This is a genomic window from Streptomyces rishiriensis (genome assembly GCF_030815485.1).
Classification (GTDB): domain Bacteria; phylum Actinomycetota; class Actinomycetes; order Streptomycetales; family Streptomycetaceae; genus Streptomyces; species Streptomyces rishiriensis_A.
Genome location: NZ_JAUSWV010000002.1, coordinates 7,071,849 through 7,098,340, shown reverse-complemented (window position 1 = coordinate 7,098,340; position 26,492 = coordinate 7,071,849). Strand labels below are relative to the sequence as shown.

The window sequence follows — 26,492 nt, the reverse complement described above, 5'->3', positions numbered from 1 at the left end:
ACGGCCCTGCTGGCCGCCGTGCTGATGACGCTCGGACTTCAGGCGGCGCCCACCGCGCCACAGGTCGAGCCGACGGCCGCCGCCGCCCAGGTGCTCACCTGGACCGCCGGCGACGACATCACCGCGTACGGTTCGGCGCCGACGACCGCGGTGGCGGGTCAGGCGACGATCGTCTTCGAGAACAGCGCGGCGACCGGCAACACCATGGGCATGCCGCACACGTTGACGTTCGCCACCAGCGACCCCGAGTTCAACGACGACGTCACGCTGAACATTCTGGCCAACCCGAACGACGACACGGGCGGCCGGCACACCGCCGAGGTCACCCTGACCCCGGGGCGCTACTTCTACCACTGCACGATCCCCGGCCACGGGCAGATGCAGGGCATCCTGGTGGTCACCGAGGGCGGCGGCCAGGACACGACCCCGCCCGCGACGGCGGCGCAGGTCACCGGCGCGCAGAACGCGCAGGGCGAGTACGTCGGCTCGGCGAGTGTCGTGATCGCGGCGACCGACGACGGCGGCTCGGGGGTCGACGGCATCCAGTATGCGGTCGGCACGGCGGGGGACTGGATCCCGTACACCGCACCGGTCGTCGTCGACGAGGTCGGCAGCCACCGGATCCGCTACCGGGCGTTCGACAAGGCCGGCAACGTCTCCGCCGAGAAGACCGTCACGTTCACCGTCGTCGCCCCGCCCTCCGACGACACATCCGCCCCGGACACCTCGGCGACGGTGACCGGCGAGCGGAACCCCGACGGCGCCTACATCGACATGGCGACCGTCACCGTGTCGGCGTCCGACACCGGATCCGGCGTCAACAGCATCGAGTACGCCGTCGGCTCCGGGGCCTGGCAGCCGTACACCGCGCCCGTGATGGTCCATCAGCTCGGCAGCCACACCGTGCGGTACCGAGCCACCGACAAGGCGGGCAACGCGGCCGCCGAGAAGAGCGTCCTGTTCACCGTGGTCGCGGCGGCTCCGCAGGACACCACACCTCCGGTGACCGGAGTGACCGTCGAGGGCACGAAGAACTCCGGCGGCGCCTACGTGGGCCATGCCAGGGTGACCGTGAGCGCGACCGACGAGCACGGGTCGGGTGTCGACAGGATCGAGTATTCAGTGGACGGTGGACCGTACATCGCCTACACCGTCCCGGTGGTGGTCGACCGTGCGGGCCCGCACACCCTCGCCTACCGCGCCACCGACAAGGTGGGCAACACCTCCGCCGCACGCTCAGTGACCTTCACGGTGGTCTCCAGCCAAGTCCCGGCCCCCAACTGCCCGGAGTACGACGAGCGGTCGACGGTGATCGTCGGCACCGTCGACTCGGGCGTGCCGAACCGGCTGACCGACAAGCGGTGCCGGATCAACGAACTGATCGAGGACGAGAAGGAGTGGACGTCCCACGCGCTGTTCCTCAAGCACGTGAAGACGGTCCTCGACGGGCTGTTCGCCGAGGGGATCGTGGACCGGCGTGAGTACGACGCCGTCCGGGAAGCGGCACGCCTGTCGGGGATCGGCAAGCCCGGCCAGACGGAGGGCTACCGCACGATCCTCGACGGCAGCGCGGACTCGTTCGCGAAGTGGCAGCAGGTGGGCGGCGGATCGTTCGCACGGAACCCCGACGGATCGATCACCAGCGGAACCACCCGAGAGGGCCTGGGCATGCTGTGGTTCCCCGAGCGGAAGTACGGCGACTTCTCCCTGAAGCTCCAGTGGCGCGACGATGCTCCGGGCACGGGCAACGCCAACTCCGGTGTGTTCGTGCGCTTCCCCTGGGTCCACGACCACGCCGAGGAGCCGCGACCGGAGTGGGTCGCCATCAAGTACGGGCACGAGGTGCAGGTACTCGACCGGCCGGACGGCGACATGTACAAGACCGGGTCGGTGTACGGCTTCGACCGGGTCGGGCTCGCCGGCGCCGGCGTCACGCAGAAGGGGACCTGGAACGACTACGAGATCCGGGTGGTCGACCAGCACTACTCGGTCTACCGCAACGGTGTGCTGATCAACGAGTTCGACAACACCGGCGGCCAGGAGTTCTCCCCGCCGCGCTCGGACGACCCGGGCACCGACGGACGGCGTTTCGCCTCCGGTTACATCGGGCTCCAGGTGCACGGCACGACGGACGTCGTCTCGTACCGGGACATCCGCGTCAAGGAGTTGTGACCGCACCGGCCGGTCCGCGGCCGCACGGTCGCCTAGGACGCCGCACGGTCGCCTAGGACGCCCCGGGCCCGCCCGGGGCGTCCTCGTGCCGTGCCCGGCTCGGCTGCACCCGCTTCGGCTCTCCGGGCATCTTCGGGTACTCCGGTGGATACGGCAGGTCGCCCAGGCCGTGGTCGTGTTCGTCGCGGCGGGCCAGTTCCAGGAGGGCCTCCAGGGAGAACGCGTGATCGTCCATGTCGGCGTGCACATCGCCGAGTTCGGCGTAACGGGCCGGCATGGTCGCGAGGTCGAAGTCGCCTGGGTGCGCGTCACCGACCTCCTCCCAGCGCAGCGGAGCCGAGACGGGCGCGTGCGGACGGGGACGCACGGAGTAGGCGGAGGCGATGGTGCGGTCGCGGGCGGTCTGGTTGTAGTCGAGGAAGATGCGCTCGCCCCGCTCCTCCTTCCACCACTTGATCGTCACCCGCTCCGGCAGTCGCCGTTCCATCTCCCGGCCGACGGCGATGGCGGCCCGCCGGACCTGGGTGAAGGTCCACCGCGGCTCGATCGGCACGAAGACGTGCAGACCACGGCCGCCGGAGGTCTTGGGCCAACCGCGCAGGCCGCCGAACTCCTCGAGCACCGCCCGCAGTTCATGCGCGGCGTGGACCGCGTCGTCGTAGTCGGTGCCGGGCTGCGGGTCGAGGTCGATGCGCAGCTCGTCGGGGTGGTCGACGTCGTCACGGCGCACGGGCCAGGGATGAAAGGTGAGCGTGCCGTACTGGGCGGCCCACAGGACGGCCGCCTCCTCGGTCGGGCACATCTCGTCGGCGCTGCGTCCGCTGGGGAAGGTGATGTGGGCGGTCGGGATCCAGTCGGGCATGTTCTTCGGCGCCCGTTTCTGGAAGAAGGATTCGCCGGTGACGCCGTCCGGGTAGCGCTCCAGAGTGGTGGGACGGTTGCGCAGGGCGCGCAGAATGCCGGGGGCGACCGCCTGGTAGTAGCGAGCGAGGTCCAGCTTGGTGAAGCCGCGCTCCGGAAAGAACACCTTGTCCGGGCTGGACAGCCGTACCGTCCGGCCGGCCACTTCCAGTTCCACCGCATCGCCCATGCGAGCCACGGTAGACACAGCTCCGCCGGCTCGCATCAGCTCGTATCCGCTACGGGCGGTCCGTACCCGGACGGCCGCACACCTGCGGTCCGTACCGGACGGCCGCCACCTGCGACCCGTACACCGGACGGTCCGCACACCGGGCGGTCCCCGCTGTCCTCGCGCAGACTCGGAGCATGGATCTGCCGGTGATGCCGCCCGTGAAGCCGATGCTCGCCAAGTCGGTGGCTGCGATTCCGCCGGGCATGCAGTACGAGGCGAAGTGGGACGGTTTCCGGGCGATCGTGTTCCGGGACGGCGCCGAGATCGAGTTGGGCAGCCGCACCGGAAAGCCGTTGACCAGGTATTTTCCGGAGCTGGTGGAAGCGTTGCGGGAGCGGTTGCCGCAGCGTTGTGTGCTGGACGGCGAGATCGTGATCGCCCGTGAGGGACGGCTCGACTTCGATGCCCTCACGGAGCGCATCCACCCGGCGGAGTCCCGGGTGCGCACCCTCGCCGAACGGACCCCGGCGTCGTTCGTCGCCTTCGACCTGCTGGCGCTCGACGACCGGTCGCTCCTGGAAGTTCCGCTGAACGACCGGCGTGAGCTGCTGACCGGGGCGCTCGGCGGCGTGACGGCGCCCGTGCACCTGGCGCCGGCGACGACCGACGCCGAGGTGGCGCGGCGCTGGTTCGAGGAGTTCGAAGGGGCGGGCCTGGACGGCGTGATCGCCAAACCGCTCACCCTGCGCTACCGCCCGGACGAGCGCGCCATGTTCAAGATCAAGCACGAGCGCACCGCGGACGTCGTCGTGGCCGGATACCGCTTCCACAAAAGCGGGCCGGTGGTGGGCTCACTGCTGCTCGGCCTGTACGACGACCAGGGCGTCCTCCAGCACGTCGGCGTCTCGGCCGCCTTCACCATGAAACGCCGGGCGGAACTCATCGAGGAGCTGGAGCCGCTGCGCATGGAGGACGCGGCGGGCCACCCGTGGGCGGCCTGGTCGCAGGAAGCCGCTCACGAGACCGCACGGCTCCCGGGGGCGCCGAGCCGCTGGTCGGGCAAGAAGGACCTGTCCTGGGTGCCGCTGCGGCCCGAACGGGTGGTCGAGGTGGCGTACGACCACATGGAGAACGGGGCACGGTTCCGGCACACCGCCCGCTTCCGCCGCTGGCGCCCCGACCGCACCCCGGACAGTTGCACCTACGCGCAGCTGGAGGAACCGGTGCGTTACGACCTCGCACAGATCCTCGGGGCGCCGCCCGCGACCCCGCCCGCGACGTGATCTGACAAGCGGTGGACGTGATCTGACTAGCGGTGAAGCGGTCTGCAAGCGGTGCCGAAAGGGTGGTAATCGGCAATCGGTTACGACGCTGAACTGATTCGTAACCGGTTTCGGCGCCGCCCGGGTTGCGCAAGCGGTTTCCGGCGCAACCCGATCAGCAACCGGTTCCCGGCCCAACCGGCGCTGCTTGCTTCATCGTCGGTTCCCCGCGGTTTCACGCCGGCAACCGATCACAACCGGTTTCACGCACACCTCACCCCGCACACGTCAGCCCACCCCACCCCGGCCCTCGACCGCGTACGGCCGGCCCTCAACCGCGACCGCGTACCGATCGCAGACCGCGAAACGCAGACCGGCAGACCGACAGACCGACGGACGGGAGAGGCGAGACCGGCAGACCGGCAGACCGGTAGACCGGTAGACCGGCAGACCGACGGACGGGAGAGGCGAGACCGGCAGACCGGCAGACCGGTAGACCGCAGACCGCAGACCGCGTTCACGGTGTCATCAGGACCTTCACCGCGCCGTCCTGCTTGTGCTGGAACATCTCGTAAGCGTGCGGGGCGTCGGACAGCGGCACGCGGTGGGTGGCGAAGTCGTCGACGCCGAGCGGGTCCTCGTCGGTGAGGTACGGCATGATCTCGTCGCTCCACCGGCGCACGTTGGCCTGACCCATCCGGATCTGGAGCTGCTTGTCGAACATGGTGAGCATGGGCAGCGGATCCGCCATGCCGCCGTAGACGCCGACGAGCGAGAGGGTGCCGCCGCGGCGCACCAGCTCGATGGCGGTGTTCAGAGCGGCGAGGCGGTCGATGCTGAAACGCTCCGAGAGCGGACCGCTCAGCTTGCGGGGCAGCAGGGCGGAGGCGTTCTGGATCATGCGGGCGGCCGCGCTGCCGTGCGCCTCGGTGCCGACGGCGTCGATCACGGCGTCCGGGCCGCGCCCGTCGGTCTCGTCGCGGATCGCGGCGACGAGTTCCTTCTCGCTGTCGAAGCTGCGGAGATCGTAGGTCTCCACGCCTCGCGCACGGGCCCGGCGTAGCCGGTCGCCGACCAGGTCCACTCCGAACACCCGGCCCGCGCCGCGCACCTGGGCGACACGGCAGGCCATGTCGCCGATCGGGCCGAGGCCGAGCACCGCGACGCTGCCGCCCTCGGGGATGTCGGCGTAGGCGACCGCCTGCCAGGCGGTGGGCAGGACGTCGGAGAGGTACACGAAGCGGTCGTCCGGGGGCCCCTCCGGCACCTTGATGGGGCCGAACTGGGCCTGCGGCACCCGCAGATACTCGGCCTGGGCGCCGGGCACCGCCCCGTACAGGCGGGTGTAGCCGAACAGTGCGGCGCCCATTCCCTCGCCGGTGACCTGGGTCGTCTCGCACTGGGTGGGCAGTGAGTTCAGGCACATCCAGCAGTTGCCGCAGGCGATCTGGAAGGGCACCACGACCCGGTCGCCGGCCTTGAGGTCGGGTACCGCGGCGCCGACCTCCTCGACGATGCCCATGGGCTCGTGGCCGAGGATGTCGCCCGGGGTCATGAACGGGGTGAGCACCTCGTACAGGTGTAGGTCGGAACCGCACAGCCCGCTGGACGTGATGCGGATGACGGCGTCCGTCGGTTCCTCGATCGTCGGGTCGGGAACGGTGTCCACCCGTACGTCCCGCTTGCCCTGCCAGGTCACTGCCTTCATCTCGCCGCGCTCCCTCCGCCTACCGGTCCGTCCCGGCTGGTCCGGGGGTACCGGGTCCTGGCTGCCGCCCGGGTACCCGACCACCCGACCGCGAACCGCGACGCCCGCAGCCGGAACCCGCACAGCCCGCACGCCCACATCCGCCCGGTGATCCGCACAGCCCGCGTGCCCACGGCCCCCAGTAGTCCCCCCAGCCCCACGCCCGCACGCCCGCACGCCCGCATCCGCTTGGTAACCGGCACAGCCCGCACGCCCGCATCCGCTTGGTAACCGGCACAGCCGGCACGCCCGCATCCCCCGGTGGCCCGGACAGCACGCGGCCGCGGCCACGCATAGCCACTCTCGAACGGACGAGCGCACAATCGAGACACGAAACGGGGGTGGCCATGACAGGCACGAGTCCTTCGAGACGTCCGGGACGCCGAACACGTCACCAGGAAGACCCGCGGCACCCGGCACATCGGTCACGCCCGGCGCACCCGCTGCGCGCCGGGCCCCCGGCCGTGACCGCGGTGGCCGCGGCGCTGCTGGGCGCCGTGCTGGCGATCGCCCTCGCGGCGGGATGCACGACGACCCGTGAGCCGTCGAAGAACGACGACGGCCGGAGCGCGTCGCAGCTGCCGCGTCCGAGCGGTAGCACCAGCCCCACCGCCGTCGCCGGCTCGCTGCTCGCCGTGAAGATCGACAACGCCCCCGCCGCCCGGCCGCAGACCGGCCTCGATGCGGCGGACGTCGTCTACGTCGAGCCGGTCGAGGGCGGCCTGAGCCGGCTGATGGCCCTGTACGCGACCACGATGCCGAAGGCCGTCGGTCCGGTGCGCAGCGCCCGGGAGTCCGATCTGGAGCTGCTGCGCCAGTTCGAGCGGCCGATGCTGGCGTTCTCCGGGGCGCAGGGCAGGCTGCTGCCGTTGATCGACCGGGCGCCGCTGGACGCCGTCACGCCCGAGGACGCGGCCGGCGCCAAGGCCTACTACCGGGGCGCCGGCAAAGCCGCGCCGCACAACCTCTATGTGCGCCCGGGGCGGCTGCTGCCCTCCGCGCCGGGCGCCGCCGCGCTGACCACCGGGTTCCGCTACGGCGCGGCGCCCGCCGGCGGTACGGCGACGCCCTCGCTCACCGTGCGCTACCCGGCGGCGCGCTTCACGTTCACCTGGTCGGCGAGCCGGGACCGCTGGCTGGTGTCGACGGACGGAGCGCCGGCGGTGACGACCGACGGCCGGCAGGTGGCCCCGGCCACGGTGGTGGTGCAGTACGTGAAGATGCGGGCGTCGGGTTTCCACGACTTCCTCGGCAACAACACGCCGTACACCGAGACGGTGGGCTCGGGCAAGGCACGGGTGCTGCGCGACGGACGCGTTCACGACGTGAACTGGGAGCGGGCGACCGCCACGGACGGCACGGACTTCACGACCGCCGACGGCACCCCGGTCGCCTTCGCCGAGGGCCAGGTCTGGGTGGTGTTCGCCCAGGCACCCTGACGCCGCCCGGGCCACCGTGTGCCGCCAAGCACCCGCATGCGGCCCAGGCACCCTCATTCCCAGGCACCCGCACGCCGCCCAGCCACCCTCATTCCCAGGCACCCTGATTCGCCCAGGCACCTCACTGCGCGCGCTGTCCCGTTTCGCTCAGGGGCGCTGGTCAGGAGGGCGCGGCCAAGGGTTCTCCCGGGTTGCGCAGGCCCTCCGCCGCGTCCGAGACGCGCTGGATGAGCTCGAGGAACAGGGTCTGTTCCGCGGCCGAGAGCGGTGACAGGAAGACCTGGTTCATCCGGGCCGTGCGCACGGTCAGCCTGCGGTGGGTACGCAGTCCTTCGTCGGTGAGCCCCAGCAGGAAGCGACGACCGTCCTGCGGGTCGCGGACCTTGTCGAGCAGGCCTCGGCGGATGAGCCTGCTGATCACCTCGGCGATGGTGGAGCGGTCGAGCCCCACCCGCTCCCCCACCGTCCGCTGATCGAGGCCCGGCTCGGCGACGAGCGCGTTGAGGACCGCGAACTGCGGCGAGGTGATCTCCTCGGAGACCATCGTGTTCCACAGCAGGTAGTGCGCCTGCTGGAGCCGCCGGGCCAGGTGCCCGGGGTGGCTGGTGAGATCCACCGCGGCCATGTGCGCTCCTCAGCGTGGGAGATTCATCGGTGCACTGAACGATACCGCGTGTTGTCGGCCTGGGCTCGTTGGCGAGCGGGGTCGGCCAGACCACTGGCCTGGGGTCTTGACGGCTCCATCTCGCGGTGGCAGCGTGTGGGAAACCTCGGAGAAATAATCAGTGCCCTGATTAATTGATGACCGGGGGCGCCGTGCGAGAGATGGGGCTTCACGGATGGACAAGGTGGTCGCCACGGCTCTGGAGGCGGTGGCCGACGTGCCGGACGGCGCGTCTCTGGCGGTGGGTGGGTTCGGGCTGAGCGGCGTGCCGAACGTGCTCATCCAGGCTCTGTACGAGCGGGGCGTCGCCGGACTGTCGGTCGTCTCCAACAACTGCGGCGCGATGGAGTCCGGCCTCGCGGTGCTGCTCGCCGCCGGGCGGATCGCCCGGGTAACCGGTTCCTACATCGGCGCGAACAAGGAGTTCGCCCGCCAGTACCTGTCCGGCGAGCTGGAGGTCGAGATGATCCCGCAGGGCACGCTGGCCGAGCGGCTGCGGGCCGGCGGCGCCGGGATCCCCGCCTTCTACACCCCCGCGGGCGTGGGCACCCAGGTGGCCGAGGGCGGACTGCCGTGGCGCTACGACGGCGAGGGCGGTGTCGCCCTGGCCTCGCCGCCGAAGGAGGTCCGGCAGTTCGACGGCGTCGAGTACGTGCTGGAGCACGGTATCCGTACCGACTTCGCGCTGGTCAGGGCGGCGAAGGGGGACCGGCACGGCAACCTGGTGTTCAACAAGTCCGCCCGCAACTTCAACCCGCTGTCCGCGATGGCCGGACGGATCACGATCGCCGAGGTCGAGGAGCTCGTCGAACCCGGTGCGATCGACCCGGACGCGGTCCACCTGCCGGGCATCTTCGTGCAGCGCGTGATCGCGCTGACCCCGGAGCAGGCGGCGGACAAGAGGATCGAGCAGCGGACGGTCTCCGCGCCCGTGGCAGAGGGAACGGTGAGCGCGTGATGGCCTGGACACGTGAGGAGATGGCCGCCCGCGCCGCGCGCGAGCTGCGGGACGGCCAGTACGTCAATCTCGGCATCGGCCTGCCGACCCTCATCCCCAACTACCTCCCGGCGGACGTCGAGGTGGTGCTGGAGAGCGAGAACGGCATCCTGGGCACCGGCCCCTACCCGGCCGACGACGCCGTCGACCCCGACCTGATCAACGCCGGCAAGGAGACCGTGACGGTCCTGCCGGGCGCGTCCTTCTTCGACTCGGCACTGTCCTTCGGCATGATCCGCGGCGGCCACATCGACGTCGCCGTGCTGGGCGCGATGCAGGTGTCCGAGCGCGGCGACCTGGCGAACTGGGCGATCCCCGGCAAGCTGATCACCGGGATCGGAGGGGCGATGGACCTGGTGCACGGCGCCCGTACGGTCATCGTCGTCATGACCCACACCGCCAAGGACGGCAGCCCCAAGATCCTCACGGACTGCGCGCTGCCGCTGACCGGGAAGGGTTGCGTGAACCGGATCATCACCGACCTGGGTGTCCTGGACGTCACCGAGAAGGGTCTGGTGCTGGTGGAGACCGCGCCGGGTGTCACCACCGAGGAGATCGTGACGAAGACGGCCGCCGAGGTCCGTCTCGCCGAGGAGGTCCAGTCATGAGCAACAGTTCCAGAACCGTTTACATCGTCGACGCGGTGCGTACGCCGATCGGCCGCTACAACGGCGCGCTCGCCTCGGTGCGCCCGGACGACCTCGCCGCGCACGTCATCCGTGAACTGCTCGCCCGTACACCGGCGTTGGACCCCTCCCGCATCGAGGACGTGTACTTCGGCAACGCCAACGGGGCCGGCGAGGAGAACCGCAACGTCGGCCGTATGGGCGCGCTGCTCGCGGGCCTGCCCACCTCCGTGCCGGGTGTCACCGTCAACCGGCTGTGCGCCTCCGGGCTCGAGGCGGTCATCCAGGCGGCCCGCGCGATCGCGGTCGGCGACGCCTCCGTCGCCGTCGCCGGCGGTGTGGAGTCGATGACCCGCGCGCCGTACGTGCTGCCGAAGTCGGACCGGGCGTTCCCCGCCGGCCACACCGAGTTGTACTCCACGACGCTGGGCTGGCGGATGGTCAATCCGCGCATGGACCCGCAGTGGACGGTCCCGCTGGGCGAGTCGGCCGAACTGATCGCCGACAAGCACAAGATCGGCCGCGAGCAGCAGGACGAGTTCGCTCTCGCCAGCCACCGCAAGGCCGCCGCGGCCCAGGAGGCGGGTCTGTTCGACGCCGAACTCGCGCCCGTGTCGATCCCGCGCCGCAAGGGCGACCCGGTGGTGTTCGGCGCCGACGAGTGCGTACGGGCGGACGCCTCGCTGGAGGCGATGGCGAAGCTCGGGCCGTCGTTCCGGTCCGAGGACGGGACGGTGACGGCGGGCAACGCCTCGCCGCTGAACGACGGCGCCGCGGCCCTGCTGCTGGTGGACGAGGAGGGGTTGCGGGCGACCGGACGTGAGCCGCTGGCCCGCGTCGGATCCACCGGGGTGTCCGCGATCGACCCGCAGTACTTCGGACTCGCCCCCGTCGAGGCGGTCAACCGCGCGCTCCGCAAAGCGGGCAAGGGCTTCGCCGACCTGTCGGTGCTCGAACTGAACGAGGCCTTCGCGGCCCAGGTGCTCGGCTGCGTGGCCGAGTGGCCCGAGTTCGACCCGGCGGTCCTCAACCCGCGGGGCGGCGCGATCGCCCTCGGTCATCCGCTCGGCGCCTCCGGTGCCCGCCTGGCCGGTACGGTCGCCCACCAGCTCGCCCGTCGGGGCGGCGGAACCGGCGTCGCCACCCTCTGCATCGGCGTGGGGCAGGGCCTCGCCCTCGTCCTCGAACGTTAAGAAACCCGGGAACTCCCATGACTCTCACGCAAGCCGACATCGACCAGGAGATCGCGGCCGAGCACGCCGCGTACGAGAAGCGGCTCGCCGACGGCGCGCCCGTCGAGCACCAGCCGCGCCGCGACTACGCGCCGTACCGCTCCTCCGTACTGCGCCACCCGAAACAGCCGCCGGTCGCCATCGACGTCAGCAAGGACCCGGAGCTGGTGGAGCTGGTCTCCCCCGCTTTCGGCGAGCGGGACATCACCGAGATCGACAACGACCTCACCCGGCAGCACAACGGCGAGCCGATCGGTGAGCGGATCACGGTTTCCGGCCGGTTGCTGGACCGCGACGGGCGTCCGGTCCGCGGTCAGCTGGTGGAGATCTGGCAGGCCAACTCGGCGGGCCGCTACGCCCATCAGCGCGAGCAGCACGACGCCCCGCTGGATCCCAACTTCACGGGCGTCGGCCGTACCCTCACGGACGACAGCGGTTTCTACCGTTTCACCACCGTGCAGCCGGGCCCCTATCCGTGGCGTCAGCACGTCAACGCCTGGCGGCCGGCCCACATCCACTTCTCGCTCTTCGGCTCGGCGTTCACGCAGCGGCTGGTGACGCAGATGTACTTCCCGAGCGACCCGTTGTTCCCCTACGACCCGATCATCCAGTCGGTGACGGACGACGCGGCCCGGCAGCGGCTGGTCGCCACGTACGACCACAGCCTGTCGGTGCCGGAGTTCTCGATGGGCTACCACTGGGACATCGTGCTCGACGGGCCGCACGCCACCTGGATCGAAGAAGGGCGCTGAGCTGCCATGACGAAGATCGACACAAGCCGACCCGAGACCGTGCTCCCCACGCCCTCGCACACGGTCGGCCCGTTCTACGGCCATGCCCTGCCGTTCCCCGGCGGCGGTGACATCGCCCCCCTCGGCCACCCGGACACGATCGCGCTCCAGGGCTATGTGTACGACGGGGAGGGCAACCCCTTGCCGGACGCCTTCCTGGAGCTGTGGGGCGCGGACCCCGAGGGCAATCTGCCGCAGGTGGACGGCTCGATGCGGCGGGATCCGTCGAGCGGCGGTTTCCTCGGCCGCAACGGCGTGGAGTTCACCGGCTGGGGCCGTGTCCAGACGGACGCCAACGGCCACTGGTCGGCGCGGACGCTGCGGCCCGGCGCGCGCGGGCGGAGCGCCCCGTACGTGAGTGTCTGTGTGTTCGCTCGCGGGCTGCTGGTGCATCTGTTCACCCGGATCTACCTGCCGGACGACGAGGCCGCGCTGACCGCCGACCCGCTGCTGACGCGGGTGGACCCGGCGCGGCGCGACACGCTGATCGCCACGCGGGGCGAGCTGGGGACCTACCGTTTCGACATCCGCCTTCAGGGCGAAGGCGAGACGGTCTTCCTGGAGTTCCAGTGACAACTGCTCACCACGACGCCGGCCTGCTCGCCCCCGGGTGGGCCGGCTCCCCCGCCGCCGTCGCGACCGGCGACGGCGCCTGGCTGCGGGCGCTGGTCGACGCGGAGGCGGCGCTGACCCGCGCCCAGGAGGCGCTGGGGCTGGCCCCGCAGGGCGCCGGAGCGGCGGTCACCTCGGCCGCCGACGACGGCGGGTTCGACGTGCGCTCCCTCGCCGAGCGTGCCCGGAGCGGCGGAAACCCGGTGATCCCGCTGGTCGCGGATCTGACGAGGGCGGTCGGTGAGGAGTACGGCCCGTACGTGCACCGGGGCGCGACCAGCCAGGACATCATGGACACGGCGACGATGCTGGTCGCGTGGCGCACCCTCGCCCTCGTGCTGACCGACCTCGACCGCGTCCAGCGAGCGCTGGCCCGACTGGCCGCCGAGCACCGCGACACGCCGATGCCGGGGCGTACCCTCACCCAGCACGCCGTGCCGACGACCTTCGGGCTGAAGGCGGCGGGCTGGCGGGCGCTGGCGCTGGACGCACGGGACCGGGTGACGGCGGTACGCGACTCGCTGCCCGCCCAACTCGGCGGCGCGGCCGGGACGCTGGCCGCCTTCACGGCGTACGGCGCCACCGACGCGACCGCTCTGCCCGCCGCCTTCGCCCGTGAACTCGGCCTGCGCGAACCGCTGTTGCCGTGGCACACGCTGCGCACGCCGATCGCCGACCTGGCCGGCTGCCTGGCGCTCACGGCGGGCGCGCTGGGGAAGATCGCGGCGGATGTCCTGATCCTCTCCCGGACCGAGATCGCGGAGGTGGCGGAGGGCAGCGGCGGCGGTTCCTCGGCCATGCCGCACAAGGCCAACCCGGTGCGGTCCACGCTGATCGCGGCCGCCGCCCGGCGCGCCCCGCAGCTCGCGGCCACGCTGTACGGGTCCCTGGCGGCGGAGGACGAGCGGCCGGCCGGGGCGTGGCACGCCGAGTGGGAGCCGCTCAGGGATCTGCTCCGACTGGCCGGCGGGGCCGCCCGGGACGCGGCCGAGCTGACCGAGGGTCTGCGGGTGCACGCGGACGCGATGCGCGCGCACCTCGGCCTCACCCACGGGCTGATCGTCTCCGAGCGGCTGTCCGCCGCCCTGTCGGCCGTGCTCGGCCGCGCCCGGGCCAGGGAACTGCTCACCCAGCTCGCCCGGCGCACCTACACCGAGGACCGTCCCTTGCGCGAACTCCTCGCCCTGGAGCCAGACTTGAAGGACGTCGACCTCGACGACCTGACCGACCCCGCCCGTTACACCGGCTCCGCCGGAAGCCTCACCGACCGTGCGCTGGAGCGACGTTGACCGACAAGCTGCTGAACCACCGCGCCGAGGGCCCTGCTTCGGCTCCCCCGCTGCTGCTCGGCCCCTCCCTCGGCACCTCGTACGCCCTGTGGGACAAGGTCGCGCCGGAGCTGTCCGTGACGCACCGGGTGATCCGCTGGGACCTGCCGGGGCACGGGGGCTCGGCGGCGGATCTGATCGGCCCCGGAGCCACCGTGGATGACCTCGCCGGCCTGGTGCTGGCGCTGGCCGACTCGCTCGGCCTGGAGCGGTTCGCGTACGCGGGCGTGTCCCTGGGCGGCGCGGTCGGTCTGCAGCTGGCGCTGCATCACCCGGAGCGGGTGTCGGCACTGGCGGTCATCTGCTCGTCGGCGCACTTCAACGGGCCCGGACCGTGGGAGGAGCGGGCCGCGCTGGTGCGCCGCGAGGGGCTGGCGCGACTCGCCGAGGGCGCGAACTCGCGTTGGTTCACGCCGGGGTTCACCGTGCCCGGGCTGGTCGCCGACCACCGCGCCGCCGACCCGGAGGCCTACGCGGCGTGCTGTGACGCGCTGGCCGCTTTCGATCTGCGGGAGCGGCTGCCGGAGATCGCCGTACGGACGCTGCTGATCGCCGGGCGGGAGGATCCGGCGACGCCGCCGGCGCATCTGCGGGAGATCGCGGACGCGGTGCCGGGAGCCGCGCTGGTCGAGCTCCCGGGCGCCTCGCACCTCGCGCCCGCCGAGTGCCCCGAGGCCGTGCTGACCGTGCTGCGCGCCCATCTCGACGGCGTGGCCGAGCGGGGCATGGAGGTGCGCCGGGAGGTGCTCGGGGACGCGCACGTGGACCGGGCGCAGGCCCGGCAGACCGCCTTCACCGCCCGCTACCAGGACTTCATCTCCCGCTACGCCTGGGGGGAGATCTGGACCGACCCGACGCTGAGCCGCCGCGAGCGCAGCATGATCACGCTGACCGCGCTGGTGGCGCACGGTCACTACGACGAGCTGGCCATGCATGTGCGGGCGGCCCGGCGCAACGGGCTCACCCCGCAGGAGATCGGGGCCGTACTGCTCCAGACGGCCGTGTACTGCGGGGTTCCGGCGGCGAACTCGGCGTTCGCGACGGCCCAGCGAGTGCTGGCGGAGGAGGACGGCACCGGCTGAGGAGGACGCGGGGCCACGGGCTGAGGCGCGCACCGCGGAGGCCGTGCACGGCCCGGCGGCGAGTGCTGCCGCGGGAGGCCGCCGGTGTCACCTCCACCGGCGGCCTCCCGCGGCTACCTCCGGGTCTGTCCGGGCACCAGGCCGACCTGCGGCGCGCCCATCCCGCGCAGCGCCTGCTGGGCCTGGTCCACCAGGCCGTCCGCGCCGCAGGAGCGCGCCAGGGACAGGCCCCGGCCGAGCTCGGTCACCGAGCGGGAGAGGAGACCGTACTCGACCCGGGCGGCGGCGTGTTCGTACTGGCAGGGCGAGGACTCCAGGAAGGTGACCGCCTGTTGGGCCAGCCGGACCGCGCGCTGGCCGGTCTCCAGGGCGGCGGCGCAGCGCAGCGCCTCGCCGATCGCGGTGTCGGTGCCGAAGCGTTCGGCCTGCCTGCGGGCCTCGGAGACGAGCCGGTTCGCCCGGGCCGGATCCTCGGTGGCCAGCGCCCGGGCGAGTTCGACGGCCCAGGGGACCATCACCGGGTTGAGGTGGCCGCGGACGGCGGCCGCCTTCTCGGCCGCCTCCAGCTCGTTGATGCCGTCCTTGGTGCGCCCGACGGCCAGCAGGAGCCGGCCGCGCACCGATCGGGGGTCGGGAAGCACGATCGTCGACGGGTACGGCGGGGCGAAACCGTACTGTTCGGCGGTCTCCCAGGCCTCGGCGACATGACCGCGGGCCAGCAGCGTGTCGATGAGGTTGCAGGTGGCCGACCAGTACAGGGGCAGGCCGCGGCCGACGCGTTCGGCGACCCGCAGGGATTCCCTGAGGGACTCCTCCGCCTCCTTCAGACGTCCCCGGCGGCGCAGGCCCAGTCCGAGGTAGGCATGGGCCAGGGCGAGATGGCCGCCGCTCCAGCCGGCGGACGTGTAGGCGCGCAGGGCCTCGTTGAAGAGGGCGTCGGCGCGGTCGAGCCGGTCGGTGTAGGCGTAGGAGCTGGCCAGCATCATCAGCAGTTCGATGCCCCACTCCTGGTCGGTCCAGCCGAGTCCGGGGGCGAGACCGCCGTTGACGAGGGCGCGGTCGCAGAACTCGGCGACCTCCTCGGCGTTCTCGCCGTGGGTCATGGCGTCGAAGCCGCGCAGGATGAGCAGGGCGCGCTCGGCGTTGTCCCGGCCGGTACAGGTCGCGGCGAGCTCGGCGAGTCGCTCGGAGCGGCGCGGTGTGGTCGCCTCCCCGGCGTGTACGCCCTCCCACATGAACTGCACGGCCTGGAGCCGCAGCCGCGCGGGTCCGGGGGCGTGCCGGGCGGCCTCCGCCTCGACCGTGCGGACGGCCTCCTCCAGCTGGTCGTTGTGCAGGAGGGCCTGGGAGAGGCGGTAGACGGCGTCGACCCGTTCGGGGCCGTCGAGGCCCGGCATGCCGAGTGCGGTGCGCAGGTGCTCGATGGTCCTGGCGGGGGCGGTGAGGAGGGTGGCGCAGCCCAGTTCGTAGAGCACGTGCGCGTGGACCTCGGGGGCGGGCGGTTCGCTCAGGGCCCGTTCGAGACAGCGGCGGGCCGCGTCGGGGGCGCCGACGGCGAGGTGTTCGCGGGCCGCCTCGCGCAGTTGCTCGACGAGTTCCTCGTCCCCTTCCGCGTGTACCTGGAGCAGGTGCCGGGAGGCGGCCGCGAGGCCCTTGCCGGCGTCGGTGACGACCTGGGCGGCGATGCCGTGCATCGCGGTGCGCAGGCCTCCCGGGATGGAGTCGTAGACGGCGGAGGCGATCAGCGGGTGGACGAACTCCAGATCGCCGTCGCCGGCCGGGACGGCCCCGGGGACGGACCCGGTCAGGATGCGGGCGTTGCGCAGCAGCTCGGCGCAGCGCGCCGCGTCGTCGCGGCCGAGCCCGGCGAGCAGGGCGGCCTGGTCGACGGAGATGTCGGCGCCGAGGATCGCGGCTGCCATGGCGAACTTGGTGGCGTCGACGCCGAGTTTCTCCAGGCGGTCGACGAGGCCGCCGCCGCGGGCGGCGCGGTTCAGGGCGCGCAGTTCGCCCGCCGAGGACTCGCTCGCCTCCAGTTCGCTGTCGCGGACCTTGGCGAGGAGTTCGACGGTCTCGTAGGGGTTGCCGTCGGTGACGGCCCAGACCTCGCGGCAGAACGCGGCGTCGGCGTGCGGGCCCAGGGTGGCCCGGGTGAGACCGGCGACCGCGGGCGGGGTCAGGGCGCTGAGGCTGGTGACGGCGCGGCCCGCGGCCAGGCCGATGGCGTCGAGGTGGCGGGCCGCGTCGCCCTTGACCTCACCGGGCCTGCGGGCCACGACGACGAGGACGGAGAGTTCGTCGAGGCGTTCGACGAACGCGACGAGCCAGCGCAGGGTCTCCTGGTCGGCCCAGTGCGCGTCGTCGATCAGCAGGACGAGCGGGTAGTCGCGCCGGGCCAGCCGGGTCACGGCGGCGACGAGGCCGTCGCACACGCCCTGCGGGTCGGCGTGGCCCTCGCCGGGTTCCAATATGCCGAGGGCGGGACCGGCGATGTCGTACCAGTCGCCGAGGTACTCGCGGGCCTCCTCGGGGTGCAGGGACAGCAGGGCGGGCTGAAGCAACTGCCGTACCACGTTGAAGGGGACGGACCTCAGTGTCTCGCCGCCGCGGGCCGACCAGACCGCGCAGCCGCGGCTCTCGGCGATACGGCGTGTCTCGGCCAACAACGCGGTCTTGCCGAATCCGGCCTCGCCCCGGAGCACCAGCAGGTGACCCGACGAGGAACGGTCTGCGCAGAGCGTCTCCACCGCTTCGGCGATGGCGGCGACCTCCCGCTCGCGCTCCCACAGGGAAGCCGAGGCGGCCGCCGCCGGCCTGACCTTCGTCATCCCGCTACCTCCCCAAGTCGCCCGAACGACGTACCGACGTCGAGCGTAGCCTTCCGGCGGCTCGCGCGGAGGGCGGTCCGGGCAGGTCCCGCCTTCACGGGTGACACGGGACGGTCCGGGCCGCCCCGGCGGGCCTGCGGAAGTGGTCACCTGACGTCAACGGCGAGTGACGGGCACCGAATTGACGTCGAATTCGCGCCAGCCGGGCGGCGGGGCCCCCGGAAGGTATTTCCACGGAGTGCCCTCCCTCTCATCCGGCTTTCACCGACGCCTCATACGGTGGGGGCATGACGCAGGTGACTCCTCCCGGGTGGTATCCCGATCCGGGGCAGACAAGTGACGGTCCCGCCACCGAACGCTGGTGGGACGGCAAGGCATGGACGGATCAGACCCGCGCCGCGGGCTCGGCCGCCGTATGGGGTCCGCCGGCGCAGACCCCGGCGGACGGGTCGTACCCGGCGTATCCCGGTTATCCGGGGTATCAGGGCTACCCGGCGACGCCGACGGGCCCGGGCCGGCGGCGCGGGCTGCGGACGGGCACAGCCGTCGCCGCGGCCGTGGCGGTCCTCGCCGGCATCGGGGTCGGCGTGTGGTCGCTGGCCAAGGACGACGGCTCGGGCGGCGGCAGCGGCACGGCCCAGGGACCGGGCGGCCAGGGCGGGCCGGGCGGCACGGGCGGCCAGGACGGCGGCGGGCAGGGCGGGCCCTTCGGCGACTCCGGGGGTTCGGGCGGCTCCGGGGGTTCGGGCGGGGCCTCTCCCTCGCCGGAGGAGTCGGAGGCGCCGAAGATCAAGAGCGGTGCGGTGACCGACGCGCTCAACGGGATCAGCATCCCCATCCCGAAGGGCTGGACCGGTCAGGAGCTGAGCGTCGGCGCGCAGCTGACCTCCGACTCCTCCTACAAGTGCCCCGGCGACACCTCCAAGACCTGCACGAAGGGGGGCGTGTACTCGGCGCCCGTCGAGGTGCTGGAGACCAAGGGCGAGACCGCCGAGGCCGTCGCCAAGGCGGACATCTCGGCCAACGCCGAGGAGTCCTACGGAGGCACGACGTACGGCGCGATCACCTCTCACCAGGTGCTCGCCTCCAAGGCGGTGACGGTGGCCGGACAGAAGGGCTACCTGGTGCGCTGGAAGGCAGTCACGAGCAAGGGCGCGGACGGCTACGTCGAGTCGCTGGCCTTCCCGGCGCCCGCGGACCCCGAGCGGCTGGTGGTTCTCCGCTTCGGGGTCGACGCCGATCAGAGCGTGTCGGTCATCGACACGATCACCTCGGGCATCAAGGTGTCGACGGGCGGCGGCAGCGGCCAGGACGTCTGAGTCCGACCCCGTGGGCCGCACCCGTGGCCCGCAACACGGTCGGCCGGGTGGGGCGCCCTCCGCTCAAGGGGCCCCACCCGGCCGGGTGGTGCGCGCCGCCCCCGTCCCCACGGTGCGGCGCGAGACAGGTCACCGTCCAGTCATCCCGTGGACGGCGGCCTGAGTCATGGGCTGATCTGCGGGTGTCCGCTACGTGAGGCCGAGCGCCGGCAGCACGGCGGCCTCCACGAAGCGGACCAGGTACTCCTCGTCGGCGTACTCCCCGTCGACGACGGGACGCGCGCGGATCACGCCGAACATCTGCGCCGGGATGTACTCCAGCGCCGGGTGGTCGCAGGCGATCTCGCCGCGTTCCACCCCGCGCCGCAGGATGTCCCGCAGCGCCTCGATCTCCGGAGTGACGATCGCCTCCCGCAGCGCCAGCGCGAGGTCCTGGTCACCGGTGACGGCGTGGCCGAGGGCCTGCAACAGCTTGGTGTCGTTCGTGGACCAGCGGCCGGTGGCACGCGCGGCCTCGCGCAGGTCCTCGGCGAGCGAGCCGGTGTCGATGCCGGTGAGCCGGGCCTGACGGCGGGAGCGCAGGGCGGCGACGACGAACTGGGGCTTGGTCTTCCACTGCCGGTAGAGCGTGGACTTGCTGCACCGGGTGCTGGCGGCGATGCCCTCCATGGTGACGGCTTCGTACCCGCATTCACGGACCTGGTCGAGGACGGCGTCGAAGAACTCCTGCTCACGCTCGGGCGTGAGCTTGGAGCGGCTCGTGGCGGCGACCGACTCGGATCCGTCCGCTGCCTGCGACATCATCTGCCGTCCCTCGCCTCTCTACCGTCTCTCCGGCGTGCCTCGAGGCCCGCGCGAGAGCCTCTGTCCAGTGTGGCGCACATCAATCGATACGTCAGTGTACCGGTACGCGCGCGTATCGGTACACTGACGTATCGGTACGGCATCGTATCGATGGTGCATGCACGAGTCACGAGCACGGCAGCACCACCCACACGCACCACCGTCAGTGAAGGGGCCGGGGGATGAATGCCCGCACCGAGCCTGGGGAAGCGGAGCCGGTCACGCCGGCGCGGCCGCCCATAGTCCGAGAGCTGCTGCTGGTCGCAGGGCTCTTCCTCGTCTACAAGCTCGGCCGGCAGCTGGCCGCCGGCCACACCGGCGAGGCTCTTCGCAACGCACACGACGTGTGGCACGTCGAGCGCCTGCTCCGGCTGCCCGGGGAAGGCTCCGTCCAGGCCCTGCTGCTGCACGGTGACACCCTGGTCGAGGTCGCGAACACCTACTACGCGACCGTGCACTTCCCCGCCACCCTGGCGTTCCTGGTCTGGCTCTACCTGCGGCGCCCGGCCCACTACGTGTGGGCCCGCCGGGTGCTGGCCGCGGTCACCGGCGCCGCCCTGGTGCTCCACCTCCTCGTTCCGCTCGCCCCGCCGCGGATGCTGGCGGCGACCGGACTCGTCGACACTGCGCGCGTGTACGGGCCTTCCGTGTACGGGCCGCCGCAGACCGACCATCTGTCGAACCAGTTCGCGGCGATGCCCTCGCTGCACTTCGCCTGGGCCCTGATGGTCGCGATCGGCCTCGTCGTCGCCACCCGGTCGCGGTGGCGGTGGCTGTGGCTGCTCCATCCCCTGCTGACCCTGCTGGTGATCGTGGGCACGGCGAACCACTACTGGCTCGACGCGATCGTGGCGGGCGCGCTGCTCGCCCTCGCGCTCACCCTGGTCCACATCCCCCGGCGCACGGCCACGTCGGCGGCGCCCGGTCCGCGCGCCCTGGTCCCGGCCGAGGGGCCGGTCCTCGTGGGAGCGGGCCGATGAACGCCACCCTGGTCGCCGTCGTCCTGTCCCTCTTCTCGGCCGTCGCCTACGCGGCCGCCGCCGTCGCCCAGGAACGGCTGGCCTCCCGGCACCCCGGTACGGGCCTGCTGCGCCTGCTCGGCAACGGCTCCTGGTGGTGTTCGGTCGGACTGAACGCCGCGGCCGCGCTGCTGCACGTGGTCGCCCTCAAGTACGGCCCGCTCACCGTCGTGCAGCCGCTCGGCGCACTCACTCTGGTCGCGGCGGTGCCGATGGGCGCGCGGGTCGCGGGGCGCAGGGTCAGTGCCGCCGAGTGGCGGGGCACCGCCTTCACCCTGGCCGGCCTGGCCGCGATCCTGGTCACCGCGTCGGGCCCGGCTCCGGAGGACGTCCTGAGCGTGCCGGAAGCGGTGGCGGTGGCGGGGGCGACCGCGGCGCTCATCGGGCTGCTGGCCCGGCGCGGCGCCAAGCCGGGACTGCGGCACGCGACCGCGTCCGGCTTCGCCTCGGGGGTCGCCTCGGCGCTCACCCAGACCGTGACGGTGGCCGCGACGGACCGTTCGGGATCCCTGCTCAGCGTGCAGGTGGTCGGCGTGGCGCTGCTGGTCGCGGCCTTCGCGACGGCCGGGCTGCTGCTGTCGCAGACCGCCTACCGCGGGGGTCTCGGCGCGCCGCTGGCGATGGTGACCCTGGCGAACCCGGTGGCCGCCGCGGCGATCGGCCTCGCGCTCCTGGGCGAACGCCTGCAGGGCGGGGCGGCGGGGGTGCTCCTGGCGCTGGCGGGAGCGGGGACCGCGGGCTGGGGTGTGGTGCTGCTGTCCCGGGCCGCGCCGGAACCCGGTGCCGTCGAGGACGAGGACCATCCGGTGGCGGCGGTGCTGGCGCTGAGGCCGGAGACGGCGTCGGCCGAACCGGCGTTGCTGCCCCGGCCGACGACCGGGCCGGAGCACCTCACCTCGCTCTAGGCCCGGTGCGGGCAGGTGACACCCCGTGGGGCGTCACCTGCCCGCGGCGGGTGTCAGCCCAGACCGCGCGAGTCCTGCTTGAGCGCGGTGTCCACCGTGAGTGCCGTGGCGACGACCAGGCTCAGCAGCGGCTCGGGCAGCTGGTAGTGGATCTGGAGGACGTAGTTGTCCGCCGTGGTGAACATCGTCTTGGCGAGGCCTTCCCAGGTCTTGGTGATCCGGGCGACCTCGTTGTCGGCGTGGTCGACGATCGCGAAGTTCCAGGCCCGCCAGTTCTCCGCCTTGATCGCGCCGACCTGCCGGCCGTCCGCGTTGATGGCGAAGTTGATCTTCCCGAAGACGTTCTGCTGGACGATCTCACCGACCGGCTGCCCGTCGGGGCGCGTCACGACCACCCGGGACTTGAGGAACTTCGCCGGACGCGTCAGCAGCAGCACCGGCTGCCCGTGGGCGTCGCGGATCTCCAGCTTGTGCGTCAGGTACTGGTCGATGCTGACGACGAAGCGCAGGATCTTGCGCAGCGCGCTCTGGCCGACCTGGACGACCGAGCCGAGCTGACCGCCCTGCTGGTCCATGACCCTGTACTCGTTGGTCAGCTCGATCAGCTTGGCCTTCTGGTTCACCACCAGCACCGGCTCGCTGAAGAGCGTGCCGCCGCCGGGGCCGCCCGCCGCGACCCCGGCCTGCTGCTGCACCTGGCGCTGGACGCGCTCGTCCGGCCCCGTCTGGTGCGGCACCTGCGGCGCGGCCTGGCCCTTGCCGTCCGCGTGCGTGTGCTCGGTCCACTGGGCGCCGTCCCAGTAACGCAAGGTCTGGGCCGCCCCGTGCGGGTCCGGGTACCAGCCTGAAGGTGTGTTCGAATGCGTGGTCACCGGGGCACATTACCCCGAGCCCGCCGGAACCCGACCAGCTCCTACGATGCGGTACCGGCCGCGCGTTCGCCGCGGCGGCGGCCCGGGCCGGTCACTGCGTGACGATCGCCGGGTCGCTCACGCCGGGGCGGCCGTTCTCGACGTGTCCGGCGAACCGCCTGAGGAACGCCGGGTCGGTGCCGGACGTGACGGTGAGGTCGTACCACCGGCGGCTCGCCCGCAGGTCCAGGGTGCGCCTGAGCGACTGGCCGGGCCGCAGCCCGACGGTCGTGGGACGGCCGCCGTAGCCGTCGGTCACCCGCAGTTGCACCGTGCCGTGACCCCGGTGGCTGAAGGTCAGCTCGATCCCCTCGCCGACGTGCCGGGCGCTCACCTCGGCGCCGGCCGCCTTCCCCGCCCCCTTGAAGGCGCGCAGGAATCCGTTCGGGCCGTGCACGGTCAGGTCGTACGAGCCGCCCGGGTACGCGGAGTTCCAGGTGTCGGAGACGGTCTCGCCGGCCCCGGTGGTGTAACTCCAGGGCCCGTCGGCGCGGTTGCCGGAGGTGACCAGGAAGGCGGCGCCCGCCTTGGCCCCGGAGGTGAAGGTGAGAGTGAGAGCCCCCGAGGCCGGGTCCACCGAACCGTGCACGGCGGGCGCGTACCCGAGCGGGCGGGTGGGCCGTGAGCCGCGCTCCTGCTTCGGCAGGACGGGGACGGCCGGCGGGGTGGGCACATAGTCGGGGTGGCGGTTCCTGTCCGGCGGCTCGTAGCCGTCGGTGTCCGGCAGGACGACCGGCCGGGTGTCCGGGCGGGAGAAGTCGAACGCGGAGGTCAGATCGCCGCACACCGCGCGCCGCCACGGCGAGATGTTCGGCTCGTGGACGCCGAAACGGCGCTCCATGAACCGGATGACCGAGGTGTGGTCGAGGGTCTCGGAGCAGACGTAACCGCCCTTGCTCCAGGGGGAGACGACGAGCATGGGCACCCGCTGTCCGAGGCCGTAGGGGCCGGCGGTGCGGCTGCTGTCGCCCGGGAAGACATCGAGGCCCACGTCGACCGTCGAGCGGCCCTGCGCGGCGGAGGCCGGCGGGAACGGCGGGACCAGGTGGTCGAAGAAGCCGTCGTTCTCGTCGTAGGTGACGAACAGGGCCGTCCTGGCCCACACCTGCGGGTCCGAGGTCAGCGCGTCGAGGACCTGGGCGACGTACCAGGCGCCGTAGTTCGCGGGCCAGTTGGGGTGCTCGGTGAAGGCCTCGGGGGCGACGATCCAGGAGATCTGGGGCAGCTTGCCGCCCTTGACGTCCGCCTTCAGCTGCTCGAAGTACCCCTCGCCCGTGCGGGCGTCGGTACCGGTGCGCGCCTTGTCGTACAGCGCGTCGCCGGGCGCGGCGTTCTGGTACTGCCTGAAGTAGAGCAGCGAGTTGTCGCCGTAGTTGCCGCGGTAGGCGTCCTGGATCCAGCCCCAGCTGCCCTTCGCGTCCAGGCCGTCGCCGACGTCCTGGTAGATCTTCCAGGAGACCCCGGCCCGCTCGAGGCGTTCGGGGTACGTCGTCCAGCCGTAGCCGGCCTCCTCGTTGCCGAGGACCGGGCCGCCGCCCTTGCCGTCGTTGCCGGTGTGCCCGGTCCACAGGTAGTAGCGGTTGGGGTCGGTGGAGCCGATGAAGGAGCAGTGGTAGGCGTCGCAGACGGTAAAGGTGTCGGCGAGCGCGTAGTGGAAGGGGATGTCCTCGCGGTTCAGGTACGCCATCGTCGTGGCGCTCTTGGCGGGCACCCACTTGTCGTACCTGCCGCCGTCGAAGGCGGCGTGACCGTCGTTCCAGCCGTGCGGGAGGTCCTGGAGGAAGGCGAGCCCCAGGTCGTCGGCGTCGGGACGGAACGGGAGGACGTCCTTGCCCGCGCCGTCCGCCTGGTGCCAGACCGACTTGCCGTTCGGGAGCGTGACCGGGCGCGGGTCGCCGAAGCCTCTGACGCCGCGCAGCGTGCCGAAGTAGTGGTCGAAGGAGCGGTTCTCCTGCATCAGGACGACGATGTGCTCGACGTCCTCGATCGACCCCGTGCGATGGTTCGCGGGCAGCGCGGCGGCACGTTCGATGCTGCCGGAAAGAGCGGTGAACGCCGTGGTGGCGCCCGCGAGTTGGAGGAATCGGCGGCGGTTGGCTTCGGGCATGGGTGAGGCACCTCTCGTGCGGAAGCGCTGCGCCTGCCGGTTCGTGACGCAACGCGCGCGCAAGGAGTGTTCCAAGACCACCGAACGTCAGGGAAGGGCCTGATGACGCCGGAGTGAAGGTCGCCGGTACGAGCGGTGTGCGACGGGCCAGGAAGTCCCCTAGCCGTTCCGCCACGCAGGCTCCGCCCGGCACTTCGGAGCCTGCGCGGGGTCGTACGGGACCGCGCACGTCATCCGGTGGTCGGGCGGCACCGGCGTGCTCCTCGGCCCGCGGCCGGCCCCCCCCGCCTTGTGCCGGCACGCCACCCGTCAGGCGGTCATGGCCTCGCGCACCAGCGCCGTGTCGACGAACTGTTCGAAGCGCACGATGAGTCCGCCGCGGACGACGAAGTGGTGGGCGACGCGGACGTCGACCGGCTTGCCGGTGGCCTTGTTGGCCGCGGTGTAGCGGGCGAGGACGACGACGTTCTCGCCCTCGACGACGTAGGTGTCGTCATGGGCGGTCCAGCCCTCCCAGTCCTGGCCGAGCCTCTCCATCACGTTCGACGTGACGCCGTCGGGGGTGCGGTAGGTGCCGGCGAGGGGGAAGCCGGCCATCTCGGTCCACTCCACGTCGGGTGCGAGAGTGGCGCGCAGGGCCTCCAGGTCGCCTGCGCAGGAGGCCAGGTACTGGCGGCGGACGACGTCGGCGGGGGCCGTGGAAGTGACGAACTCGCTCATGGTCAGCCCCACTTCATCTCACCCTTGGCGACCTTCGCACCGATCTGCGCGGCGATCAGCATGCCGTTGTCCGGATGGCGCCGGACGAGCGCCTCGGTCAGCGCGGCGCCGTCGGCCGCCTTGCCGAGCTCCTCCTCGAAGGCGACGAGATAGTCGCGGGTGGCCCTGATGGCGGAGGCGTCTGCGGCGGTCCCGGGCAGGCGGTGGCCGGGGACGACGAGCTGCGGGTCGAGGGCGGCCATCTCGTCCAGCAGCTTGATCCAGGCGGCGCGGGACTCGGGGGTGGCGGTGTCGGCCACCCAGACGTGCTCCTGCTGGAAGAGCAGGACACCGCCGAGCACGGCGCGGGACTCGGGCTGCCAGAGGTAGTGCCGGTCGGACAGCTCCTCGGAGCCGCCCCTCAGCTCGAAGCGGTGGCCCTCCAGGGTGAGATCGCCGGTCAGCGGCTCCAGCTCGACGAGGCGGGTGGGGAGGTTCGGTCCGAGCGCCGCCCAGGCCTTGAGCTTGCCCTCGTAGGAGTGCCGGATGTGCTCGACGACGATCGGGGTGGCGACGAACTTCGCCTCGGGGAACGCGTCCGCGAGGACCTCGGCGCCGAAGTAGAAGTCCGGGTCGCCGTGGGAGACGAAGACGGTGGTGAGCTTCCTGCCGGAGTCGAGGATCTCGGCGGCCAGGCGGTGGCCGTCGGCGCGGGTGAAGCCGGCGTCGACCAGCAGCGCCTCGTTCTCACCGGTGACGAGGGTGGCGGTCTTGTTCTTGCTTCCGGCCGGGAAGTCCAGGTCGAGGACCTTGAAGTCGAGGGTGTTCATGCCAGAC

The 26,492-nt window shown here is 72.2% G+C and carries 22 protein-coding genes; 13 read left to right on the top strand and 9 right to left on the bottom strand.

The features are described from left to right. Positions 1-24 precede the first annotated feature (24 nt). Positions 25-2,172 (top strand): OmpL47-type beta-barrel domain-containing protein, encoded by a 2,148-nt coding sequence (locus QF030_RS33895; RefSeq protein ID WP_307167786.1) that lies wholly within the window; start codon positions 25-27, stop codon positions 2,170-2,172. Between the two features lie 52 nt (positions 2,173-2,224). On the opposite strand, the gene ligD is transcribed toward QF030_RS33895, so the two are convergent. Then, positions 2,225-3,262: a non-homologous end-joining DNA ligase gene (gene ligD / locus QF030_RS33890; protein WP_307166370.1), complete on the bottom strand. Its 1,038-nt coding sequence runs from the start codon at positions 3,260-3,262 to the stop codon at positions 2,225-2,227. Positions 3,263-3,438: 176 nt separating this feature from the next. Between ligD and QF030_RS33885 the strand changes: the two genes are divergently transcribed. Continuing rightward, positions 3,439-4,527 (top strand): ATP-dependent DNA ligase, encoded by a 1,089-nt coding sequence (locus QF030_RS33885; RefSeq protein ID WP_307166369.1) that lies wholly within the window; start codon positions 3,439-3,441, stop codon positions 4,525-4,527. A gap of 496 nt (positions 4,528-5,023) precedes the next feature. Here the strand turns inward: QF030_RS33885 and QF030_RS33880 are convergent, their stop codons facing one another. Then, a complete protein-coding gene (locus QF030_RS33880) occupies positions 5,024-6,214 on the bottom strand; it encodes a zinc-dependent alcohol dehydrogenase (RefSeq protein WP_307166368.1) in 1,191 nt (396 codons plus the stop codon). 503 nt (positions 6,215-6,717) lie between these two features. Between QF030_RS33880 and QF030_RS33875 the strand changes: the two genes are divergently transcribed. Beyond that, a complete protein-coding gene (locus QF030_RS33875) occupies positions 6,718-7,692 on the top strand; it encodes a DUF3048 domain-containing protein (protein ID WP_307166367.1) in 975 nt (324 codons plus the stop codon). Positions 7,693-7,852: 160 nt separating this feature from the next. On the opposite strand, the gene QF030_RS33870 is transcribed toward QF030_RS33875, so the two are convergent. Beyond that, positions 7,853-8,317 (bottom strand): MarR family winged helix-turn-helix transcriptional regulator, encoded by a 465-nt coding sequence (locus tag QF030_RS33870; RefSeq protein ID WP_307166366.1) that lies wholly within the window; start codon positions 8,315-8,317, stop codon positions 7,853-7,855. 214 nt (positions 8,318-8,531) lie between these two features. Here QF030_RS33870 and QF030_RS33865 point away from each other — a divergent pair, with 214 nt between their 5' ends. From QF030_RS33865 to pcaDC, 7 genes are read left to right on the top strand one after another with little or no spacing between them, the layout of a single operon-like run. Next, positions 8,532-9,314 carry a CoA transferase subunit A gene (locus QF030_RS33865; RefSeq protein WP_307166365.1) on the top strand — a complete coding sequence of 261 codons (783 nt, stop codon included), beginning with the start codon at positions 8,532-8,534 and terminating at the stop codon, positions 9,312-9,314. Continuing rightward, positions 9,314-9,961, top strand: coding sequence for a CoA transferase subunit B (locus QF030_RS33860; RefSeq protein WP_307166364.1), 648 nt, complete (start codon positions 9,314-9,316; stop codon positions 9,959-9,961). Before QF030_RS33865 ends, QF030_RS33860 begins: the two co-directional genes overlap by 1 nt. Continuing rightward, a complete protein-coding gene (locus tag QF030_RS33855; protein ID WP_307166363.1) occupies positions 9,958-11,172 on the top strand; it encodes a thiolase family protein in 1,215 nt (404 codons plus the stop codon). Before QF030_RS33860 ends, QF030_RS33855 begins: the two co-directional genes overlap by 4 nt. Before the next feature lie 17 nt (positions 11,173-11,189). Beyond that, a complete protein-coding gene (pcaH, locus tag QF030_RS33850) occupies positions 11,190-11,963 on the top strand; it encodes a protocatechuate 3,4-dioxygenase subunit beta (protein ID WP_307166362.1) in 774 nt (257 codons plus the stop codon). 6 nt (positions 11,964-11,969) lie between these two features. Next, the gene (pcaG, locus tag QF030_RS33845) at positions 11,970-12,575 is read left to right on the top strand and encodes a protocatechuate 3,4-dioxygenase subunit alpha (protein WP_307166361.1); all 606 of its coding nucleotides are present in this window, start codon (positions 11,970-11,972) and stop codon (positions 12,573-12,575) included. Beyond that, positions 12,572-13,903: a 3-carboxy-cis,cis-muconate cycloisomerase gene (gene pcaB / locus QF030_RS33840; RefSeq protein ID WP_307166360.1), complete on the top strand. Its 1,332-nt coding sequence runs from the start codon at positions 12,572-12,574 to the stop codon at positions 13,901-13,903. Before pcaG ends, pcaB begins: the two co-directional genes overlap by 4 nt. Beyond that, positions 13,900-15,024: a bifunctional 3-oxoadipate enol-lactonase/4-carboxymuconolactone decarboxylase PcaDC gene (gene pcaDC / locus QF030_RS33835; RefSeq protein ID WP_307166359.1), complete on the top strand. Its 1,125-nt coding sequence runs from the start codon at positions 13,900-13,902 to the stop codon at positions 15,022-15,024. Before pcaB ends, pcaDC begins: the two co-directional genes overlap by 4 nt. A 113-nt stretch (positions 15,025-15,137) precedes the next feature. Here pcaDC and QF030_RS33830 read toward each other — a convergent pair whose 3' ends face one another. Beyond that, entirely contained in the window at positions 15,138-17,852 is a 2,715-nt protein-coding gene (locus QF030_RS33830; RefSeq protein WP_307166358.1) for an ATP-binding protein, read from the bottom strand. Positions 17,853-18,139: 287 nt separating this feature from the next. Here QF030_RS33830 and QF030_RS33825 point away from each other — a divergent pair, with 287 nt between their 5' ends. Then, positions 18,140-19,171 carry a DUF2510 domain-containing protein gene (locus QF030_RS33825; RefSeq protein WP_307166357.1) on the top strand — a complete coding sequence of 344 codons (1,032 nt, stop codon included), beginning with the start codon at positions 18,140-18,142 and terminating at the stop codon, positions 19,169-19,171. Positions 19,172-19,360: 189 nt separating this feature from the next. Here the strand turns inward: QF030_RS33825 and QF030_RS33820 are convergent, their stop codons facing one another. Continuing rightward, positions 19,361-19,975: a TetR/AcrR family transcriptional regulator gene (locus QF030_RS33820; RefSeq protein ID WP_307166356.1), complete on the bottom strand. Its 615-nt coding sequence runs from the start codon at positions 19,973-19,975 to the stop codon at positions 19,361-19,363. Positions 19,976-20,196: 221 nt separating this feature from the next. Here QF030_RS33820 and QF030_RS33815 point away from each other — a divergent pair, with 221 nt between their 5' ends. Together QF030_RS33815 and QF030_RS33810 are read left to right on the top strand one after the other, a co-directional pair. Next, complete coding sequence (locus QF030_RS33815) at positions 20,197-20,994, top strand: phosphatase PAP2 family protein (protein ID WP_307166355.1); 798 nt, start codon at positions 20,197-20,199, stop codon at positions 20,992-20,994. After that, positions 20,991-21,938, top strand: a complete 948-nt coding sequence (locus QF030_RS33810) for a hypothetical protein (protein ID WP_307166354.1) — start codon at positions 20,991-20,993, stop codon at positions 21,936-21,938. Before QF030_RS33815 ends, QF030_RS33810 begins: the two co-directional genes overlap by 4 nt. 53 nt (positions 21,939-21,991) lie before the next feature. On the opposite strand, the gene QF030_RS33805 is transcribed toward QF030_RS33810, so the two are convergent. The 4 genes from QF030_RS33805 to QF030_RS33790 form a co-directional block, all read right to left on the bottom strand. Continuing rightward, positions 21,992-22,810, bottom strand: a complete 819-nt coding sequence (locus QF030_RS33805) for a phospholipid scramblase-related protein (protein WP_307166353.1) — start codon at positions 22,808-22,810, stop codon at positions 21,992-21,994. A 91-nt stretch (positions 22,811-22,901) separates the two neighbouring features. After that, on the bottom strand, positions 22,902-24,956 hold the full coding sequence (locus tag QF030_RS33800) for a phosphocholine-specific phospholipase C (RefSeq protein WP_307166352.1): 2,055 nt from the start codon (positions 24,954-24,956) through the stop codon (positions 22,902-22,904). Positions 24,957-25,265: 309 nt separating this feature from the next. Beyond that, positions 25,266-25,676: a nuclear transport factor 2 family protein gene (locus tag QF030_RS33795; RefSeq protein ID WP_307166351.1), complete on the bottom strand. Its 411-nt coding sequence runs from the start codon at positions 25,674-25,676 to the stop codon at positions 25,266-25,268. Positions 25,677-25,678: 2 nt separating this feature from the next. Next, positions 25,679-26,485 carry an MBL fold metallo-hydrolase gene (locus QF030_RS33790; protein ID WP_307166350.1) on the bottom strand — a complete coding sequence of 269 codons (807 nt, stop codon included), beginning with the start codon at positions 26,483-26,485 and terminating at the stop codon, positions 25,679-25,681. Between the last annotated feature and the right edge of the window lie 7 nt (positions 26,486-26,492).